Here is a 20743-nt window from a genome sequence, read left to right as displayed (position 1 = left end):
CGGGCTTTTTCATTTCTTCAGCCACTCTTTAACCGCGAAGAGCGCATGGAGCTCCCGTCTTTTTTGGAAGTACCAGTCCGTCAGTTCAAGCTGTTTCGGCATTTTCTCCTGTAAGAAAGCCCCTTTTCTTAACCTTTTTTGAAACCAATCCGCCCTTTCGCCGTCTAATGGGTGGGCAACAATGGGATAGGTTGTCCTCAGCATCGGTGATGTTCTTTTTTTGATGCCGATCATTTTCTCCATATCAAAGCGCGAACCGGTATGAGGAACGGTATCAAGAAAACGGTAAAAAGAAGCGTGCAGATAAGGACTGAACAGAAGGCGGGCCAGCTGTTTTCCGAGCGTAATTCTTTCTTCGGTTTTCGAAAACCGTTTGACGGAAATTCCGTATAAATGTCCGTCAAATGAAGGGAATATCACCGTATTAAAGTGAAACCAATCACTTAAATAAAAAGGAATCGTGCCAAAAACATTCTTTTTAAACGAAGGATTTTGTATAATAGGTGCTTGGATAGTGTTTTGTTCATTTATAATAAGAGCATACATGAGCCGTTCCGTATCTCCGTCACGCCAAAAGCGAAACCATTCTTCCTGCATAAAAGCCGAGACGCGGAAATGAGGAAGATGACGGAAAAGAGGTTCGCCGATTTGTTTTGACCACTGGTAGACCAGAAGCTGAGGATAGGCATCAGAAAAAATCAGCCAATTCGCCCTTTCATACGAAAGGAAAAACCAGTTTTTCTGACTGCTGTCAAGGCCCTCCTGATAAAGGACGCCTCTTAAATCAGTCATCGACCAGCCCGCATTGCGGGACACAAAGGATGCCAAAAGCGGCCACTTGATCTCAGGATGGCGGTCATAATATGCTTTATAGGCATTCGTCCGGGAAATATTATCGGCATTTTTTATTTTTGTCTCTTTTTCGATCAGGCGAAGAATGGCGGTTACGGTCTGTCGTTTATGCACGTTCATTCACTTCCGTCACTATTAGTTTGATAAGGAGGATGGAAAAAGTGATTCGGTACCCGAATGGAAAAACTTTTCAGCCGAACAAAACGGTTTCATCCCAAAACAGCCAGAAACGGACCCATTCATACAGTAATCGCGGCATGACCCTCGAAGACGACCTGAATGAAACGAATAAGTATTATCTGGCTAACCAAATTGCTGTCATTCACAAAAAGCCGACACCCGTCCAGATTGTAAACGTCCACTATCCGAAAAGAAGCGCCGCAGTCATTAAGGAAGCTTATTTTAAACAGTCTTCAACAACTGACTACAACGGCATTTATAAAGGACGCTACATTGATTTTGAGGCAAAAGAAACAAAAAACAAAACGGCATTTCCCCTGCAGAATTTTCATGATCATCAGATTGAGCATATGAAGCAGGTGGTCAGGCAAGACGGCATTTGTTTTGTTATTATATCCGCTTTCGGAAAGGTTTATTTCCTCGAAGCCGACAAGCTGTTTGTCTTTTGGGACAGAAAGGAGAAGAACGGCAGAAAATCGATTCGCAAAGACGAATTAGAAGATGCTTCCTTTCCGATTTCCCTTGGATACTCACCGAGAATTGATTATATTAGTATTATTGAACAGCTTTATTTTTCGCAGGAACAGTAGACTGAGCGAAAGGTTGATAAACGAAAGGTTGAGATGTTATGTCAGATCAATTTATGAGCCGTGAAGAACGCCGTAAGGCAAGGCAGACGAAAAGCACTAAGCCCTCTTCACCGAAAAAAGGCAAGAAACAGCGTAAAGGCGGTTTATTCAAAAAGATTGTGCTGTCCTTGGTTATTCTGTTTGTCCTTGGCATAGTCGGCGGAGCGGCGGCATTTGCCGTTTTGGTTTCCGGCGCGCCCTCTTTAGACGAAGCCAAGCTGAAAACGCCTTACTCTTCAACGATTTACGATAAAAACGGCAAAGAAATCGCGGAAGTGGGCGGTGAAAAACGAACCTACGTCCCGATTAAGGATATACCCGATGTTGTGAAAGAAGCATTTATCGCAACTGAAGACGCCCGTTTTTATAAGCACCACGGTATAGACCCGATCCGGATCGGAGGCGCCTTGGTCGCAAACTTTACGGATGGATTCGGTTCAGAGGGAGGAAGCACAATCACCCAGCAGGTTGTGAAAAACTCGCTTTTGACCCATCAGAAAACGATTAAACGGAAAGCACAGGAAGTGTGGCTTTCACTGCAGCTGGAGCGCCATTATTCTAAAGATGAAATCTTAGAAATGTATTTAAACAGAATTTATTTCTCACCGCGTGCCTATGGCGTCGGTAAAGCGGCTGAAGAATTCTTCGGCGTAAAAGACTTGAGCAAGCTTACGGTTGAACAGGCGGCAACGCTTGCCGGAATGCCGCAAAGCCCGACCGGATATAACCCGGTTAAAAATCCGAAGGCTTCCGAAAAGCGCCGAAACATTGTTCTCAGCTTAATGGAAAAACAAGGATTCATTTCAAATTCTGAATACCAAAAAGCAAAGAAAGTGTCCATGAAAGATGAAGGCGTCGTCAGCCAAAAGGAATACGATAAAAAGGACACAAATAAATACAGCGCTTTTGTCGAAGAAGTTATGAAAGAAATTGAGACAAAAGAAAAGAAAGACGTCGATATTTCAACTGACGGACTGAAAATTTATACGACTCTTGATACGAAAGCACAAGATTATCTTGATCAATTGATGAACGGCGACACAGCCGGATTTACCGAAGGCATGCAGGGCGGCGTCACGCTCCTTGATACGACAAACGGAGAAATCCGCGCCATCGGAGCAGGCAGGAACAGAACTGCCGGGGGATTCAATTATGCAACACAAGGTAAAACCCAGCCCGGTTCAACGATAAAACCGATCCTTGATTACGGCCCGGTTATTGAAAATAAAAAATGGTCGACGTATGAGCAGATTGACGACTCGGCTTATACGTACTCTGACGGCACTCCGATTCACGACTATGACAATAAATACAGAAATATGATATCAATGCGAGAGGCCCTCTCAGACTCGCGTAATATTCCGGCTCTGAAAGCATATCAAGCAGCCGGTAAAGATAATGCCGTCGACTTCGCAAATGACTTAGGACTAGGATTAAACAAAGAGAGTGTAACCGAATCTTATTCGATCGGAGGATTTGGTCAGGATAACCGCGGTGTATCTACTATGACAATGGCGGGCGCCTACAGCGCTTTCGGAAATAACGGAACGTACAATGAACCGCATGCGGTCACATCGATTGAATTTAATGACGGCACTAAGCTTGATTTAACACCGAAACCGAAAAGTGCTATGAGCGATTACACGGCATTCATGATTACCGATATGCTCAAAACAGTCGTGCAGTCAGGAACAGGCAGACTAGCTCAAGTACCGAACGTGGAAGTCGCCGGTAAAACGGGTACCACTAACTTTACTAAAGAGGACATTCAAAAATATAATATCGCACAAGGCGGAGTCCCAGACTCATGGTTTGTCGGATACACCCCTCAATATACAGCAGCGGTTTGGACCGGAGTTGAGTCTGGCAACAAAGCAGGTAAGAAATCACTGTCTTCTGCTGACCAGCAAGTCGCAAAACGGATTTTCCAAAAGCTGATCTCATACGTTGATGACGGTAAAGGAAGCTTCAAGCAGCCTGACAGCGTCGTCAAAGAAACGGTTGAGAAAGGCTCGAATCCTGCCGCTTTAGCCGGACCGAATACACCGGATGATAAAAAAGTGACGGAGTACTTCGTGAAAGGAACGCAGCCAACTGCCGTTTCTAAAACGTACACGAAAGAAAAAGCCGATAAACCGACAGGATTGCAAGTGAAATACGACAAAGATAAAAAATCATTAACCTTAAGCTGGGATTATGACGGTGATGCAACATTCAATGTCAAACAATCCGTTGACGGCGGAAGCTACAGTGACATTCAAAACAGTTCGGCAAAAGAAGCCGTCGTCTCAGATGTCACGCCAGGCTCCACATACAGCTTCCAGGTGACAGCGGAAAACGATGACGGAAAAAGCGATACGGCATCAGCATCTTTCAAAGTCCCGAAAGATGAAGAAGACGATGCAGATAAAGATAAAGCGACTGACGATGAACAGAAGTCTGATGAAGATAAAGATAAAGACAAGACGCAAACCGATGATTCAAACACAGATGACAATCAGACAGATACGTCTGACGGATCGGATCAAACACCCACTGATGACTCAGATAAAAATCAGGATCAATCCGATAAGGATCAAACGGATGACAACAATCAGAATCAGCCCGGTAACGGGACGGATAACAACGGACAGCAAGATAACGGCTCTGATAATGATTCCGATTCCGGTTCAGACGGCACAAATAAACCTGACAGCGGTCAAACGGACAAAAACCAAGACTCATCTTCAAATATCAACGGGCAGTCCAATTCGTCAACCATCCAGTCAAATTCCGCTCATTAGCGGACGAAATCCTTCACCTCAAACAGGTGAAGGATTTTTTTCATACAAAAAAACCTCCTTATGAGAAAAGGAGGTTTTTAACATTTGTTCATGGCTTCATGTTTATGATATTGCTTCTTCATCTCCGTCATCAATTCATCAAGCTGAATAAACGAGTGAAATTGAGTCGGTTTCGTTAAAATAAACGCCATTCGCTCCGCCCAATTGATCGGTTCGGCGGGAAAATGTTTTGTTTCAAGCACAGTCCAGTCGAGTGATGTAACCCGCTCCCCTGCCGTCCAGTGAAAAGCGGCAATCAGACAGGCAATTCCCTTCAGCATGTCATTTTGATCACATCTCGATTTTCTTGTTTGAAAAACGGGAAGCAGCGTTTCTTTCGTTTCGTTCCAAATCTGAAACAGAAACGGGACATATTCGCCCCTTTCCCTCCATGGCTGCACTGTTGGCTGACCGCTGAAATCCATATACAGCGGATGGCGGCGCAGCGCCGTTTTGATCTCGTGGCTTTCCAAGTCCGTAAGGCTGCGCAGGTATGTTTCATAGCCTGCCAGAATGTCAATCGCCGTCACCGTTTCACCAGCCCTTTTTTGTCACGCTTCTGCCCTTCTCTGCATAGCGGAAGCAAAGGACATTCCGCACAGCGGGGAGATTGCGCTTTACAATGATACCTGCCGAAAAATATTAATCTGTGATGCGTAACAGACCAATCCTCTTTCGGCACTTTTTTCATTAATGTTTTCTCTACTTCCAAAACAGAGTCCTTCCAGCGGCAGATACCGAGCCGTTTAGAGACCCGCTCCACATGAGTGTCTACTGCAATCGCAGGTACGCCGAAAGCAACAGACACGACCACATTTGCCGTTTTCCGTCCGACACCCGGCAGATTCACAAGCTCATCCCGGTCTTTCGGCACTTCTCCGCCGTACTCTTCGATGATCATTTTGCTCAGCTTTTGAATATTTTTGGCTTTATTACGGTACAGGCCGATTGATTTAATATCCTGCTGGAGTTCTTCCAGCGATACGGCAAGATAATCTTCGGGCCGTTTATATTTTTGAAATAGCGTTTTTGTCACTCTGTTGACGAGAGCATCCGTACATTGCGCGGATAATGCGACTGCCACAACCAATTCGAAAGGATTTGAATGGACAAGTTCACATTCTGCGTGCGGAAACATATCGCCGATTTTTTCAAGACAATATTCAATCTGCTTTAAATTTAACACGTTTCTCCCCTTCTCATGTTATTGTTCCAGCCAATTGTAAAAAGGCACCTGCCTCGTATACTCTTTTTGCGGATCATTTTGTTTCGTTTGAACACGCCGGAATTTTTGGCTGTGCGCCTTCGCCTGCTCAACCGTTTTGAAGCCGTTCTTTTTCCATTCAAATAAAATCCGGTCAATATAGCGAAAACTGAGTTTCCCCGATAAAACGGCTTCTTTTAAGGCGTGTTTAATCAGAATCGCATCATGCTGATCCTGATCCTGCCATATGGCCAGCGTCTCGCATTCAAGCGGCGACAGCGGTCTTCCGAACTCTTCTTCAAAGATGGTATACAGGCTTTTTTGTTCTCTTTCTGACGTTCTTTCCTGCGTTTCGTTTTGTGAATGCTGCATGTAATCATACAGCTTCGCCCATAACGGCTGCAGAGAATATTTTTCAAACTTTATGCCGTTATGGTCTTCACATTCTTCAATAAACAGAAAACCTTTTTGAATAAACATTCTCAGGCAGCTTGTACATTCTTCAGCAGAGATGGACATGCCTGATTGAAGTTCAAACGGCGTCGGAAAATAAGAGCCTTTTTCCAAATGCATTTTAATCTTCAAAAGCAGGATCAATTCGGTTTCATTCAGCCCAAGCTGCCGGTAATGTGTCAGCAGCAGGTTGGGAATGCTTGAAATGCCGAGTTCCTGCATATCTATAAATTGCTGTTTTTTCATCCTTACACCTCTTACTGTAAAAGGTTATCTCCGGGAGCTTTCCCCTTTACTTAGAAAAAGTCTCCCTTGCAGGAGACTTCGTTTTTCATAACTATTACGGATACAGACGGTTCAGAAGTCTCGGGAACGGAATCGTTTCACGCACGTGAGGCGCTCCGCTGATCCAAGCCACTGTCCGCTCAAGTCCAAGGCCGAAGCCGGAGTGCGGAACAGAACCGTATTGTCTGAGTTCAGCATACCATTTGTAAGCATCTGAATCCAGACCGTGTTCTTTTAATCTTTCTTCCAATAAATCCATATCATGAACGCGTTCTGAACCGCCGATGATTTCCCCGTAGCCTTCCGGAGCGATTAAGTCGGCACATAACACGACATCGTCACGATCTTTGGCAGGCTGCATATAAAACGGTTTTAATGACGTCGGATAATGAGTGATAAACACCGGTTTGTCATAGCTTTCTGCGATCGCTGTTTCATGCGGCGCACCGAAGTCATCTCCCCACTCAATATCGTCAAAGCCTTTTTCTTTCAGGAATTCGATCGCTTTATCGTACGTAATGCGCGGGAATGGCGCTTTGATTTGTTCAAGCTTCGATGTGTCTCTTCCTAATGTGTTCAGCTCGATCTTACAATGTTCCAGCACGCTTTGCACGATGTATGCAACATAATTCTCCTGAACTTCAAGGTTTTCTTCAAATTCAACAAATGCCATTTCAGGCTCAATCATCCAGAATTCGATGAGATGGCGTTTCGTTTTCGATTTTTCCGCTCTGAACGTCGGTCCGAAAGAGAATACTTTTCCGAGCGCCATTGCAGCTGCTTCCATATACAGCTGGCCGCTTTGAGACAGGAAGGCATCTTCATCAAAATATTTCGTCGCGAACAGCTCAGTCGTGCCTTCCGGAGCGCTTCCCGTCAAAATCGGCGGATCAACTTTCACGAAGCCTTCTTTGTTGAAAAATTCATAAGTCGCACGGATGATTTCGTTGCGGATTTTCATAATTGCGTGCTGGCGTTTCGAACGGAGCCATAAATGTCTGTGATCCATTAAGAATTCCGTACCGTGCTCTTTAGGCGTAATCGGATAATCAGTCGCTTCGTGAATGACTTCAATGGATGTAACAGCAAGCTCATAGCCAAGCGGTGAACGCTCGTCCTCTTTCACAATTCCTTTTACATAAAGTGACGTTTCCTGCGTCACTGATTTCGCGATTTGGAAGATGTCTTCTTCTACTTCAGCTTTGACGACAACTCCCTGAATGAAGCCGGTACCGTCTCTCAGCTGTAAAAATGCGATTTTACCGCTTGAGCGTTTATTAGCGACCCAAGCTCCAATCGTTACTTCCTCGCCTGTGTGTTTATACACTTGGTTGATTGTTGTTTTCAAACTCTTTCCCTCCAGAACAAGAAAGACATTCAGGAATCTGCCTGAATCTCTTTTTTCATCACTTTATTATACCCGTTCTACTCTAACGGGGTCAATGCAAGTGAAAAGCGGCTTTAAAAGCCGCTTTTTCAGAATCAGCTGTGTTTTTCCGTGAAGCGGCGGATTCTTTCGACCGCTTCTTCTAAAAGATCAAGTGACGTTGCGTAAGATAAACGGACGTTGTCCGGTGAGCCGAAGCCCGAGCCCGGCACGATGGCGACTTTTTCTTCTTCCAGAAGCGCCTTGACGTATTCATCGACATCTTTGAATCCGCAGTTTTCTGCGGCCGCTTTGGCGTTAGGGAACAAGTAAAACGCCCCTTCAGGCTTGACACAGGTGAATCCGGGAATTTCACTGAGCTGAGCGTAAATGGTGTTCAGTCTGTGCTCAAATGCCTGTCTCATCTCTTCCAGCGGCTCAGCCGGACCGTTATAGGCCGCAATAGCGCCGTATTGAGCGATGGACGTCGGATTTGATGTGCTGTGGCTCGCAAGGCTCGTCATCGCTTTAATAATCGTCTCCGAACCCGCCGCATAGCCGATCCTCCAGCCCGTCATGCTGTGAGATTTCGAAACGCCGTTAATGATGATCGTCTGCTCTTTCAATTCATCTGAAAGCTGTGCGATTGAGACGTGTTTTTTTCCTCCGTATGTAAGCTTCTCATAAATCTCGTCGGAAACGATCAGAATGCCATGCTCCAGACACACTTTTCCAAGTTCCGCAAGCTCTTCTTTCGTATACATAACACCTGTCGGGTTGCTCGGTGAATTGATAATGAGCGCTTTTGTTTTCTCGGTGATAGCCTGCTTCAGCTGCTCCGGTGAAATTTTAAACTGATTGGATTCCAGCCCTTCTGCATAGACGGGACGCCCCCCTGCCAGTTTCACCTGCTCAGGGTAGCTGACCCAGTAAGGAGTCGGTATAATCACTTCGTCCCCTTCATCAAGAATGACCTGAAATAATGTATACAGAGCGTGTTTCGCTCCGGTGCAGACAATGATTTCTGACGGCTTATATTCAATCCCCTGATCGTTTTTGAATTTTTTTGCGATACTGTCTTTCAGCGCCGGCAGACCGCCTGAAGGCGTATATTTTGTGTGGCCTTCATTCATGGAACGCACCGCGGCATCTATAATGTGCTGAGGCGTATTAAAATCCGGTTCTCCTGCTCCGAGGCCGATGACATCATGGCCTTCTGCTTTCAGCTCTTTCGCTTTTGCAGTAATTGCAAGTGTTGCAGACGGTGTTAATGCGGATACTCTTTTTGCCAATTTCAACTTGAACTCCCCCTAATACGTCTCACGGTGTGATGTTTTTGAGAATCTTGCCGCTTGTAAAGTCCACATAGCTAAAGCTATACTGCCCGCTTTTGTTGATATAGGTCACTTCCCATAACGGAACATTGTTTTCTCTCGCCGGGTGAACGCCATTCAGCTTGGAAACAAGCCCTTCGTCCCGAACGATCTTGGCAGCCTTGCCGCTTGAAATGCCGTCACTGGCTTTTTTTGAGAGGATTTTTGCTTTTTTGTCGGCCGGAACCCATACATACATATCTTTTCCATGTTTATCCGTTCCGGTAACAACATAATATTTCTGTTTGCCGACAAAGGTCTCCACTTTCTCAGCATCTGTCAGATCCGTTTTTTCTTTAGCGGCTGCGGCAGCTGTTTCGTGGCCTTCTTCTTTTTGAGCCATTGCAGATTTAAAAATGCCGGCCGAAAATAAAAGAACTGCTAAAAAAATAATACCAAATACGGCTGTAAATATTAATGCTTTTTTTCTCATCTTTTTCACCTATGTACGATAAATGGTGAAGACCGCTTCATTTTGATTTTCTTCGTCGAGCGCAAGGCCGAACATCAGATTGTCCCGTTTCAAAGTCCGGTTTAATGTATCGACGATTTTATATAAATCATCTGAATGCTCCACATTAATCGTTGACAGAATTTCAATTTTACTTTCCATTTTTATACCCTCCATCGGTCGAACAAATTTTGTTAGTCATAACGGGATGCGCCCGCGGCATAATAAAATCACAAGGCGGCATGAACCCGCTTTTACTATAAAAACAATTCCTCATCCCACACCACGAAAGCCGCGTTTATGCGGCTTTTATTCCGTTTGGCTGACATAAGCCCCGAGTTCGGCATCCGTCAGCTCCAAAAGGGATGAAGTCGGGAGCGCTTCAAGAAACAGCCGTCCGTATCCCGCCGTCTTTACACGCTGATCTAAAAGAACGATTGTTCCCTTGTCTCCCGCCGTACGGAGCAGGCGCCCGATCCCCTGTCTGAACGTTAACACGGCCTCAGGCAGGGAAATCGTCTGAAACGGATTTTTCCCCTGCTTCTTGGCAAATTCGCATTTTGCGGCATGAAGCGGATTGTCAGGCGCCCTGAAAGGAAGCCTTGCGATCATGACGGTTGACAATTCATCCCCCGGAAAATCAACGCCTTCCCAGAAATGATTCGTCCCGAGCAAAATCGCCCGGCTTGCCGTTTTAAAAGTTTTCATTAATTTACCGGGACTCCCGCCCGAAATACCTTGGGCGAGAAGCTGAATGCCTGAGATCTCCATACTGAGTTTCAGTTCCTGATACACTTTTTTCAGCATATCATGAGACGTAAACAGGACAAGGATCTTCGGCTGTTTTCCCTTTGACATGATTTCCGCATACTTGGCAATATGCTCAATGACTTCCCGCTCCCCGTCATATTTAACGGATTTCATCTCTTTCGGAATGATGACGTTCATCTGATCATCGTAAGAAAAAGGAGACGGGATGCTTTTGGTGCGCGGATAAAAATCCGCAAGTCCGAGCCTTTCAATCATAAATTGAAAAGACTGCTCCACCATTAAGGTCGCTGATGTGAGCACAACGCTTTTTTTGCGGGCGAAAAACTGGTCTGCCAGCATTTCACCGGGCTCCAAAGGCTGCGCATAGATGCTGACGGCGTTTTTTGCGCCCTTCGCATCAATTTCAACCCAAACGGCTTCTTTCTCATCATTTTCAAACAGCAGCCTGCTGAACGTATCGCGATATTCTTTCAGCCCCCTGATACACTTTACATATTCGGCCGCTAAAAAAGCCGCTCCGCTTTTCATCTGATCAAGCTTTTGATGTAACAGTTTCTCCTGTACTGAAAACATGTCAAGCAGCTGATCCAGCATCGCACAAAGCCGCTCCGCTCCGTCCGTTATCATGTGAAACCCTTTATCCTGGCTTTTATGATTGAGACTATAGACGAGACGGTTCAGATCGTCTTTAGGTTTTCTTCGTTTGACAAAAGAATGCACTGAACTGAAAAATGCGTCGCTTTCCGATTGAATATGCTTCATCCACTCATCGGCGTCAAAAAAACTTTCCGCCGGCAGTTCATACGTATAAAACAGTTTTCTCATCCGCTTTAACAGTCCGTGTTCCTTTAAAGTTCCGATTCGGCTGAGCTTTGTGTGCAGTCCGATGTATGAAGCTCTCTTCCCGAGGTGCTCGCTGGCAGCGCGTTCGAAATGATGCGCTTCATCAATGATGACCGTTCCGCTTGCAGGCAGTTTTTTCGTTTCACTGCTTTGATCTGAAAACAGCAAAGCATGGTTTGTGATAATCAGATCTGCAGCCTGTGCTTTTTCTTTAGCCCGTTCATAAAACCCGGCAGCCGAGTCCTTCCCTTTTTTCAAAAAAGAATTCTCATCGTAAGCCATGCGCTCCCACAGCAATCTGCCGCCTGATGGAAGATTCAGCTCAGCGGCGTCGCCCGTTTCAGTCTCCGTCAGCCAGACGAGAAGCTGTGCTTTCGTCAAAACCGCATCATAGTTGTCATCTTCCTCATGCAGAATATGTTCAAACTTAGGCAGGCACAGATAATGTGATTTCCCTTTTAAAATAGCGGCTTTGACCGGCCAAGGAAACATACGCTCCAAAAGCGGAAGATCTTTAGACATGATCTGCTGCTGCAAAAGAGTAGAGTACGTGCTGATAATCACGGGAGTTTGTTCCGCTTTGGCAAATAAAACAGCCGGAACGAGATAACCGATCGTTTTTCCGATGCCGGGCGCCGCTTCAATCAGCGCATGCTCCCGATTGCGGAAGGCGCCAAGCACTTCATCCATCATCGAAAGCTGCCCTTTCCGCTTTTCATAGCGGGGGATGATATCGGATAAGATCTGTTCTTTTTCTTCGTTCCACTTTTCAAGGTCAATGGCCGCATTCACCGGACGGGAAACCGGAATGTGATCGGGCTCTTTGATTGAAAAAGAGGCGTATGGAATGCAGCTCTTTTCTTCCGCCGGCCTGCTTTCATGTATAAAAGAATCCAAAAGCAGCGTCAAATCGCTGATAAAATGCTGTGAAAGCCTTCTAAGCTGCTTTAACGTCGGTAAAGGCAAATGTTTCAGTTTATGTAAAATGTCTAAAAAGACCAGTCCCGTAACCTCCGCATCGCTGTCTGCGCGGTGAGGGCGGTCATGAACAATATTCAGCTCCGCGCACAACTCACCGAGCTTATATCCTTCAAACCCCGGGAAAACAATACGCGAAAGCTCAACCGTATCAAGCACTTCACAATCCGGCAGCTCATAGCCCGCTTCGCTCAGTTCATGCCGGACAAATCCGAGGTCGAAATGAATATTGTGGGCAACAAAATACGCGCCGTCAAGCAGATGAAAAATCTCCTCTGCGACCGCTTCAAACGGCAGTTCATTTTCAACCATTCCGGACGAAATTCCCGTCAGCTGTTCAATAAACGGCGGGATGACCTGATTCGGATTGATATATTTTGAAAACCGCTCAGTTATTTGTCCATTTTCAATGACAACCGCTGCGATTTGAATGATTTTATCGCCCTTTTTCGGCGAATTTCCTGTTGTTTCGACATCTATGACAACGAACCGTTGTTTGTTCATTAAAATGGACACCTCAATTCTTGCATACGAGAAAAGTGTAACACGTTTTGTTGAGAAATGGAGCCAAAAAACAGCTTTTGCCCCTAAATCTTAAAAGAAAACCCCCATGAAGGGGGCTCTTTTACAAAATCGTGTGTGCCGGCTCCTGGCCCAGCATCTGCTCGATTTTATTCTGATCATCCAGTACGGCCACCTTCGGCTGATGGCTTTTTGCTTCCTGATCAGACATCATTTGATAAGAAATAATAATGACTTTATCTCCTTCTTGGACGAGACGGGCGGCAGCTCCGTTTAAACAGATGACGCCGCTCCCCCGCTTACCGGGAATAATATACGTTTCAAGTCTCGCTCCGTTGTTATTATTCACAATCTGAACTTTTTCATTAGCGAGCATTCCGACGGCATCTAAAAGATCTTCATCAATCGTAATACTGCCGACATAGTTTAAATTGGCTTCCGTCACGGTAGCGCGGTGCAGTTTTCCGGCCATCATAGTGCGGTACATATTATGATCTCTCCCATTCATCAATATCAATAATGATATTATCAATCAGTCTGGCTTTAGAAAATTGGACGGCGCAGGCCAGAATGACCTTGCCGTTTAATGTTTTAAGCGGAGTCAGCTCCGGATAAGCGTACAGTTCGGCATAATCAATGACGCCGCTTGTGTTTTCGATGATATCGGTGACGGTTTTTATGACGGTTTCCGGATTTCTTTCACCGTCTTTGATCAGTTCGGCACCTTGCTGCAATGCTTTATAGATCATCGGCGCTTCTTTGCGTTCCTGCTCAGTCAGATAGACGTTGCGAGAGCTTTTGGCAAGTCCGTCTTCTTCTCTGACCGTGTCCACTGCAACCAATTCGATATCCATAAAGAAATCCTCAATCAATCCGTCCACAACCGCTGCCTGCTGGGCATCTTTCAGGCCGAAGTAGGCGCGGGTCGGTTTAACGAGATTGAAAAACTTCGTCAGCACAGTGGCCACTCCGTCAAAATGGCCGACGCGGGAGGCGCCGCACAACACGTCAGTTCTCCTTTTCACTTGCACGGCAACATTTTGCTCGCCTTTATACATGTCACTTGGAGACGGCGTAAACAAAACATCTGCCCCCGCCTGTTCTGCAAGCCGGGCATCGCGCTTTAAATCCCGCGGATATGCTTCGTAATCCTCGCCCGGTCCGAATTGAGTCGGATTGACAAAGATGCTCATCACGACAATATCGTTTTCTTTGCTTGCTTTTTCAACCAGCGTCAGATGTCCTTCATGAAGAAAACCCATTGTCGGGACGAATCCGATCGTCCGGCCTTCTGAGCGGTATTGTGCAATTAATTCTTTCAGCTGTTGAGTTTCTGTCAGTTGTTTCATCGCTTACTTTCCTCCGTACAAGCCTTGCAGCACAGTTTGGTTTATCTGAAAGGAATGCTTTTCTTCCGGGAAAACCCGTTCTTTCACATCACGGACATAATCACTGAGGGCCGACTCAATCGTGCCGTCGATTTTGGCGTATTGCTTCACGAACTTGGGTGTTCTGTCCACGCCGTGGCCGACGACGTCATGATAAACAAGGACTTGGCCGTCCGCTTTTGAACCGGCTCCGATTCCGATGACGGGAATGGATACTTCTTCTTTTATTTTAGCAGTCAGTTCAGCAGGCACGCATTCAAGCACGAGCATCATCGCTCCTGCCTGCTCGCATTTGATGCTGTCTTCAATGAGCTTTTTCGCGCTTTGCTCATCTTTTCCCTGCACTTTATATCCGCCTAATACGCCGACAGACTGCGGTGTGAGGCCTAAATGGCTGACGACGGGAATTCCGCCGAGAGTCAGCGCACGGATGGATTCGAAAACGCCGTCTCCGCCTTCCAGCTTTAACGCGTCCGCGCCGCTTTCCTGAATAATAGCCGCGGCGTTTTTCAATGTATCTTCTTTTGAAAGGTGGTAAGACATAAACGGCATGTCAGTTACGATAAACGTATTTTTCGCACCGCGTTTTACCGCTTTTGTATGGTGAATCATGTCACTGACCGTTACGCCGACTGTTGAATCGAGTCCGAGCACGACCATTCCGAGCGAATCCCCGACTAAAATCATGTCGACTCCCGCCTGTTCCGCAAGCTTTGCCTGCGGATAATCGTAAGCGGTCAGCATCACGATCGGCTCTCCGTTTTCCTTCATTTTCATGAAATCCAGTTTTGTTTTCATTCTGTTTCTCCTCCTCTAAACGGTGAGGAGATGAGCCGCCAATTCTTCGCAAGCAAAAAAGCCTTCTGTAAAATAAGAAGGATTCCCACTTGTTTAACGTTCGGCGAATGTCATCCCTCTGTCCCAGTCCTTTTTTGGATCAAGGCAGACTTTTCGTAATCTCTGTTCTGCTGATCAGGTGCAGTTCATTATGATACTGCCCATAGGAAGTATACCAAATTCACGAGGCTTGTACCAACTAAGATTAATTGAGCTCAATATCGGCAGAATAGATCTTCTTTATACCGGCTCTCGTTTCCAGGAGAAGAACTCCCTCATCATCAATGCCGAGCGATTTCCCGTAAAACGTTCCTTGCAGCGTTCTCGCTCTGAGCTCGTTCCCCAGTCCGACCGCATAGCTTTCCCATAACAGCTTGATCGGTGTAAAGCCGTGCTTCAAATAATCCTGATAGCGTTTTTCAAAAGTCAGCAAAATCTCTTGTATCAGACCCGCTCTGTCAATTTTTTCGCCGGCTTCCATGCTGAGGCTTGTCGCAATGTCCTGAAGCTCGCCGGGAAAATCGGTTTCCTGCTGGTTCACGTTGATGCCGATCCCAAGAATAACCGAACGGACACGGTCTTCTTCTGCCTGCAGCTCAGTTAAAATCCCGACGGCTTTTTTGCCGTGAATCATTAAATCATTCGGCCATTTAATGGCGGGCTGTACACCTGTAAAAGCCTCGATGGCCTGTACGACCGCAACGGCGGATAACAGGGTGAGCTGAGGCGTTTTTTGCAAAGGAACGTCGGGTCTCAGAATGAGGCTCATCCAAATCCCGTTTCCCTCCTGTGAATGCCACACTCTGGCCATTCTTCCTCTGCCTGCCGTTTGTTTATCGGCGACTACGAGCGTCCCTTCCGGCGCACCGTCATTGGCAAGTTCATGAGCGGTTTTTTGGGTGGACGGCAGGACGTCCCGGTAATGAAGCTGTTTGCCCAAAACCTCTGTTTTCAGCCCGAAACGGATTTCGGATTCACTGAGTTTCCCCGGTTTTTTAATGAGCCTGTACCCTTTTCGTCTGACCGCCTCAACCTCATAGCCCTCTTTGCGGAGCTCCTCTATATGTTTCCAAACGGCGGTTCTCGAGCAGCCGAGCGCGTCACTTATTTTCTGCCCGGAGATAAAGCCGTCACCCGCCTCAGAAAATAAATCAATTAATCGGGTTCTTAATGTTGATCCCATGATGCGAGCCACTCCTTTATGTCATGTTTTCGGTTAGGGAGCTTCCCTGCCAATACCGCTTCTTCGATCCGGCGAAGTTCCTCGGCCACCCATTTACCCGCGCGGCGGTTTCTGAGCTTCATCAGATCAGCGCCTGAAATGTCGAGGTCTCGAAGGCTTTTGATCGGCAGCTGATCATACAGGCTCTGAACCTCTTTCAGCTTTTGTTCATCAATCGTCTTATGCTTTTTCAGCATCCCGATTTTAACGGCTGAAAACAGCGCCTCTCCCGCCCGGTACATCGCTTCCGCTTCCAGCTGCGCCGGATAAACGCTTATGATCTGCACCGCTTTTTTTATGACTTTTCCCGGCAGTTTCCATTGTTTTAAAAACGCCTCGGCGCTTTTCGGACAAAGACCGAGAAACAATAACAGCGCTGCCCAGCGTTCTTCGCGTGCATCTAAAGAAGAAAACGGAAATCCGCTCGCTTCAAGCATTTGCTGCTCATAACCGGAAAGGCCGGGCAGCTCTTGTATCAGACCTGTTTGCACCATCGTTTGGATCGCTTCTTGTGAGGAAGCGCCCTGCATCAGCTTTTCAAATTCGACGGTCTTTCGTTCTACTGATACATGTGCCAAAAGCTCCCTGTCTTTTATGACGGCCTCTCTTGTTTCTTTTTCTAACAGAAAGCCGAGCTGACTCATAAAGCGGACGGCTCTCATCATCCGCAGAGCGTCTTCCCGAAAACGGTCTTCAGGATTACCCACCGTACGGATCAGCTTTTGACCGATATCATGCGCGCCTCCGAAATAATCAAGCAGCTCTCCCTCGGCAGACATCGCCATCGCATTTATCGTTAAGTCTCTCCGCTTTAAGTCTTCTGATAAAGAAGTAATGAACCGCACAGCTTCAGGGCGCCGGTAGTCCTTATATTCTGATTCGGCGCGAAAAGTGGTGACTTCATAGGTTTCATCTTCCCACAAGACGATTACGGTGCCGTGCTCTTTTCCTACATCGACAGTCCGCTTAAAGAGGCGCTCCACCTCATTCGGCGAAGCGCTGGTTGCGATATCCACATCACCTATTTTCCGTTTCATATAGCTGTCTCTGACGGCTCCCCCGACAAAGTACGCCTGATGGCCCGCCTTCATCAGATGATGAAGGATGGGGAGGGCTTTGACAAATTCCTGTTCCATAAGATCACTCCGGTCCTGCCAATTCGTCATAAATCCGTTCATACTGACTGACGATTCTTTGCGAAGAAAAGGCGGTCTCCACCATTTTCAGCGCATGATCAGTCAATCGTTTGCTGAGCTGTTTATCTTCTAAAACGGCAAGCGCTTTTTCAGATGCCGCCTGAATATCTCCGACTTCCACCAGAAAACCGCTTACTTGATCTTTAATCACTTCCGGGATTCCGCCGATATTTGTTCCGATGCACGGCACGCCGCAGGCCATCGCTTCAAGGAGGACGAGTCCGAAACTTTCTTTTTCAGACAGAAGAAGCTTAAGATCGCTGATGGAATACAGCTCTTCCACTCTGTCCTGATTTCCGAGGAGCAGCACTTGATCCTGCAGTCCGTATTTTTCGACAAGCTGCCAAGCGACGCACTTTTCCGGCCCGTCGCCGACAAGCAGGAGCTTCGCCTTTGTTTTGGCTGCGATATTACGGAAAACGCGGATGACATCTTTAACACGTTTTACTTTTCTGAAGTTCGAAACATGGATGACGACCTTTTCATCCGGCAAAATGCCATGTTTCTCTTTTATACTCTCTGTATTTTTCTTAAGATAAACACGTTCATCAATAAAGTTGTAGATGGTCTCAATTTTTTTATCCGGCTTGATTAAGTCATATGTTTCTCCGGCAAGCGCGGTTGATACCGCCGTCACTCTGTCGGACGCTTCGATGGCAAAACGGATTAAATCCTTTAATGACGGATCATATCCTAAAACGGTGATGTCCGTACCGTGAAGCGTCGTCACGATGCCGATGTCGCGCTTGAGCATCTGTTTGGCGAGATAAGCGCATACCGCATGCGGCAGCGCATAATGCGCGTGAATGATATCAAGATTTTCCCTCGCGGCAACCTCGGCGATTTTGCTCGCCAGCGTAAGGTCATAAGGCGGATATTTAAATACCGCGTATTGGTTGACTTCCACCTCATGAAAATGAATATTCGGATGATATGTATTTAATCTGAACGGGATGCTTGATGTGATGAAATGAACCTGGTGCCCTTTTTCCGCAAGCAGCTTGCCGAGTTCCGTCGCAATAATACCCGAGCCTCCGACACTCGGGTAGCATGTAATCCCTATTTTTAATGGTCTCATTGTCCGCCCCCAAAAACATCATCATTCAAAACGGGAAGCTGTTTTGAAAAGAAACCTTCGGCATACCCCGTCCCGGCTTCTTTACCATACAGTCTTTCCCTCGCTTCCACCATTTCGATATAACCGTTGGTCAGCGGTGTGTTCACTGACTGCGCCGTAGGAATAAACTGGCTTTGATAGGCGTGCAGGCTTTCTTTTTTCAGATCGATGGTTTCCGTTATGTCGATTACAAAGTCCGGACGGTGAAACCCGTTGATCATATAATAGTATACGCGCTGAGCCTTATGAGCCGGCAGTTCCTGGTGATCTCTGTATTTATGAATTCCTGCCGAGAACACCGCTTCTTCGACCAAAGCCGCCGCATTGCCGTGGTCAGGATGACGGTCTTTCGGATAAGGCATGAAAACGGTTTTCGGCCGGCAGGCTCTGATGACACTGACAATCCGGCGGATGCCGTCCTCACTTTTCAAAAGCCCGCGGTCGGGAAGCGTAAGCTGGATTCTCTCTTTTACGCCAAGAATTCGGGCCGCCTTTGCCGCTTCTTCTTTTCTTATCCCTACCGTTCCGTTAGATGATAGTTCGGCCTCGGTCAAATCGCATATCACCGCGGTTTTTCCTTGAGCCGTAAATTTTGCGATCGTGCCGCCCATACCGATCTCGACATCATCACTATGGGCGCCGAACGCCAGAATATCAACGTGTTCAGACATTCGGCTCTCCTCCGCGCACAAGATTGCGGAAATCAAATGCCCCGCCATCCAGCGTCCGGACGAGGATTTCCGCTGTTCCCATATTTGTGGCGAGCGGGATCGCGTATACGTCACACAGCCGGATCAGCGCCGAGACATCCGGTTCGTGAGGCTGCGCAGTTAACGGATCGCGCAGAAAAATGACGAGATCCAGGGCATTTGCTGCAATCAATGCGCCGATTTGCTGATCTCCGCCGAGCGGGCCGGATTGAAAACGTTCAACAGACAATCCGGTCGCTTCCTGGATTTTCAGGCCCGTCGTACCTGTCGCGTATAACTCATGATGGCTCAGTATATCTTTATATGCGGTCGTAAACTGAACCATATCCTGCTTTTTTTTATCGTGAGCAATCAAAGCAATTTTCATTTGATGTTCTCCCCCTTGCCGATTCAGTCGATAATATTTTCGAGTCCGTATACAAGCTGGTCGATTTTCATCACTTGCTCCACTGACAGCTTCACTCCTGACATAAAGGAAGCCCGGTTATAGGAGTCATGGCGCAGTTTCAGCGTCTGGCCGTCCATGCCGAACATGACTTCCTGGTGGGCGATAAGGCCCGGCAGACGCACGCTGTGAAGGCGGATGCCGTTTAATTCAGCACCGCGGGCGCCCGGCAGAATTTCTTTTTCATCAGGATGGCCCTGCTGCTTTTCTGTACGGACGCTTGAGATCATTTCCGCTGTTTTCAGCGCCGTTCCGCTCGGGGCATCCAGCTTTTGATCATGATGAAGCTCAATGATTTCTACATCTTCAAAATAGTTGGCGGCCATTTGTGAGAACTTCATCATCAGCACCGCGCCCAATGCAAAGTTCGGAGCGATGATGGCGCCGATTCCTTTTTCTTCAGTCAAGGCTTGAAGCTCCTCTAAATCCGCTTCAGAAAATCCGGTCGTTCCCACAACGGGGCGGACGCCGTGTTCAAGAGCGGCTTTCGTATGTTTTTTGCCGATTTCAGGCGTTGTCAAATCGATCAGCACATCCGGTTTTGTTACTTGGAAACATGTGCGGATATCCGTATAAATAAGAGCGTCTGAATCAGCTGACATCACTTCCCGCAATGTTTGCTGATCGTATGTATGGTCAATGGCGCCGACAAGCTCAAAATGAGGCGTGCGGACGGCAAGTTTTACGGCCTCCTGGCCCATTCTGCCTCTCGGTCCGGCAATGACGACTTTAATGGTTTCATTTGACATGGTTTCTCCTACTTTCCTTCTTCTTTTCTAGTCCAGCGGTCTTTATCACGTGTATTAAATTTATGCATGACGCGGTTATGAGCTTCCTCCAATGAAATATCAAGGGAGTTGGCGAGGCAGATCAGGACGAACAGCACATCGCCCATTTCCTCTTCCATGCTTTTCTCATTTTCCGTCGTTTTCTTCGGCTTTTCCCCATAATAATGGTTGACTTCTCTTGCAAGTTCGCCCAGTTCTTCCGTGAGACGGGCCATCATGGCAAGCGGGCTGAAATAGCCTTCTTTGAATTGGCCGATATATTCATCGACCTCAGCTTGTAAGTCTTTCATCGTTTTGTCACTCACTGTGCG

21 protein-coding genes are annotated in these 20743 nt (G+C 46.8%); 2 read left to right on the top strand and 19 right to left on the bottom strand.

The window, feature by feature from the left end:
• Positions 1-9: 9 nt before the first annotated feature.
• Positions 10-972, bottom strand: coding sequence for a DUF2515 domain-containing protein (locus AR442_RS07935; RefSeq protein WP_053284887.1), 963 nt, complete (start codon positions 970-972; stop codon positions 10-12).
• Between the two features lie 41 nt (positions 973-1013).
• Here AR442_RS07935 and recU point away from each other — a divergent pair, with 41 nt between their 5' ends.
• Together recU and AR442_RS07925 are read left to right on the top strand one after the other, a co-directional pair.
• Positions 1014-1622: a Holliday junction resolvase RecU gene (gene recU, locus AR442_RS07930; RefSeq protein WP_014418235.1), complete on the top strand. Its 609-nt coding sequence runs from the start codon at positions 1014-1016 to the stop codon at positions 1620-1622.
• A 38-nt stretch (positions 1623-1660) separates the two neighbouring features.
• Positions 1661-4444 carry a PBP1A family penicillin-binding protein gene (locus AR442_RS07925; RefSeq protein WP_053284888.1) on the top strand — a complete coding sequence of 928 codons (2784 nt, stop codon included), beginning with the start codon at positions 1661-1663 and terminating at the stop codon, positions 4442-4444.
• 77 nt (positions 4445-4521) lie between these two features.
• Here AR442_RS07925 and AR442_RS07920 read toward each other — a convergent pair whose 3' ends face one another.
• The 18 genes from AR442_RS07920 to AR442_RS07840 all read right to left on the bottom strand — a co-directional run bounded on the left by AR442_RS07920 (position 4522) and on the right by AR442_RS07840 (position 20737).
• Entirely contained in the window at positions 4522-5013 is a 492-nt protein-coding gene (locus AR442_RS07920) for a YpoC family protein (protein WP_022553044.1), read from the bottom strand.
• Entirely contained in the window at positions 5010-5669 is a 660-nt protein-coding gene (nth, locus tag AR442_RS07915; RefSeq protein ID WP_007612187.1) for an endonuclease III, read from the bottom strand. The genes AR442_RS07920 and nth overlap by 4 nt, the downstream gene beginning before the upstream one ends.
• Positions 5670-5687: 18 nt before the next feature.
• Positions 5688-6386, bottom strand: coding sequence for a DNA replication protein DnaD (gene dnaD / locus AR442_RS07910; protein ID WP_003153516.1), 699 nt, complete (start codon positions 6384-6386; stop codon positions 5688-5690).
• A gap of 94 nt (positions 6387-6480) precedes the next feature.
• Positions 6481-7773 carry an asparagine--tRNA ligase gene (asnS, locus tag AR442_RS07905; RefSeq protein ID WP_003153515.1) on the bottom strand — a complete coding sequence of 431 codons (1293 nt, stop codon included), beginning with the start codon at positions 7771-7773 and terminating at the stop codon, positions 6481-6483.
• Positions 7774-7907: 134 nt separating this feature from the next.
• Positions 7908-9089, bottom strand: coding sequence for a pyridoxal phosphate-dependent aminotransferase (locus AR442_RS07900; RefSeq protein WP_007612190.1), 1182 nt, complete (start codon positions 9087-9089; stop codon positions 7908-7910).
• 22 nt (positions 9090-9111) lie between these two features.
• Positions 9112-9597: a cell wall elongation/penicillin-binding protein regulator TseB gene (tseB, locus tag AR442_RS07895; protein ID WP_022553042.1), complete on the bottom strand. Its 486-nt coding sequence runs from the start codon at positions 9595-9597 to the stop codon at positions 9112-9114.
• Between the two features lie 9 nt (positions 9598-9606).
• Positions 9607-9777, bottom strand: coding sequence for a YpmA family protein (locus AR442_RS19895; protein WP_003153512.1), 171 nt, complete (start codon positions 9775-9777; stop codon positions 9607-9609).
• Positions 9778-9924: 147 nt separating this feature from the next.
• Positions 9925-12711 carry an ATP-dependent DNA helicase DinG gene (gene dinG / locus AR442_RS07890; protein WP_053284889.1) on the bottom strand — a complete coding sequence of 929 codons (2787 nt, stop codon included), beginning with the start codon at positions 12709-12711 and terminating at the stop codon, positions 9925-9927.
• A gap of 121 nt (positions 12712-12832) precedes the next feature.
• A complete protein-coding gene (gene panD / locus AR442_RS07885; RefSeq protein ID WP_003153510.1) occupies positions 12833-13216 on the bottom strand; it encodes an aspartate 1-decarboxylase in 384 nt (127 codons plus the stop codon).
• A gap of 1 nt (position 13217) precedes the next feature.
• Entirely contained in the window at positions 13218-14078 is an 861-nt protein-coding gene (panC, locus tag AR442_RS07880) for a pantoate--beta-alanine ligase (RefSeq protein WP_029973653.1), read from the bottom strand.
• Positions 14079-14081: 3 nt separating this feature from the next.
• The gene (gene panB, locus AR442_RS07875; RefSeq protein ID WP_007409480.1) at positions 14082-14915 is read right to left on the bottom strand and encodes a 3-methyl-2-oxobutanoate hydroxymethyltransferase; all 834 of its coding nucleotides are present in this window, start codon (positions 14913-14915) and stop codon (positions 14082-14084) included.
• Between the two features lie 244 nt (positions 14916-15159).
• The gene (locus tag AR442_RS07870; protein WP_053284890.1) at positions 15160-16137 is read right to left on the bottom strand and encodes a biotin--[acetyl-CoA-carboxylase] ligase; all 978 of its coding nucleotides are present in this window, start codon (positions 16135-16137) and stop codon (positions 15160-15162) included.
• The gene (locus tag AR442_RS07865) at positions 16122-17312 is read right to left on the bottom strand and encodes a CCA tRNA nucleotidyltransferase (protein ID WP_053284891.1); all 1191 of its coding nucleotides are present in this window, start codon (positions 17310-17312) and stop codon (positions 16122-16124) included. Before AR442_RS07865 ends, AR442_RS07870 begins: the two co-directional genes overlap by 16 nt.
• Before the next feature lie 4 nt (positions 17313-17316).
• On the bottom strand, positions 17317-18450 hold the full coding sequence (bshA, locus tag AR442_RS07860) for an N-acetyl-alpha-D-glucosaminyl L-malate synthase BshA (RefSeq protein ID WP_015240093.1): 1134 nt from the start codon (positions 18448-18450) through the stop codon (positions 17317-17319).
• Positions 18447-19160 (bottom strand): bacillithiol biosynthesis deacetylase BshB1, encoded by a 714-nt coding sequence (gene bshB1 / locus AR442_RS07855; RefSeq protein WP_014418244.1) that lies wholly within the window; start codon positions 19158-19160, stop codon positions 18447-18449. The genes bshA and bshB1 overlap by 4 nt, the downstream gene beginning before the upstream one ends.
• A complete protein-coding gene (mgsA, locus tag AR442_RS07850; protein WP_003153499.1) occupies positions 19153-19566 on the bottom strand; it encodes a methylglyoxal synthase in 414 nt (137 codons plus the stop codon). The genes bshB1 and mgsA overlap by 8 nt, the downstream gene beginning before the upstream one ends.
• Positions 19567-19589: 23 nt before the next feature.
• Complete coding sequence (gene dapB / locus AR442_RS07845; RefSeq protein WP_014418245.1) at positions 19590-20393, bottom strand: 4-hydroxy-tetrahydrodipicolinate reductase; 804 nt, start codon at positions 20391-20393, stop codon at positions 19590-19592.
• 8 nt (positions 20394-20401) lie between these two features.
• Entirely contained in the window at positions 20402-20737 is a 336-nt protein-coding gene (locus AR442_RS07840) for a nucleotide pyrophosphohydrolase (protein WP_003153495.1), read from the bottom strand.
• Positions 20738-20743: the final 6 nt, after the last annotated feature.

It is taken from the genome of Bacillus velezensis, assembly GCF_001461825.1.
In the GTDB taxonomy this organism is placed as follows: domain Bacteria; phylum Bacillota; class Bacilli; order Bacillales; family Bacillaceae; genus Bacillus; species Bacillus velezensis.
The sequence above is the reverse complement of the archived record's forward strand: the minus strand, read 5'-3'. Positions and strand labels throughout refer to the sequence as shown.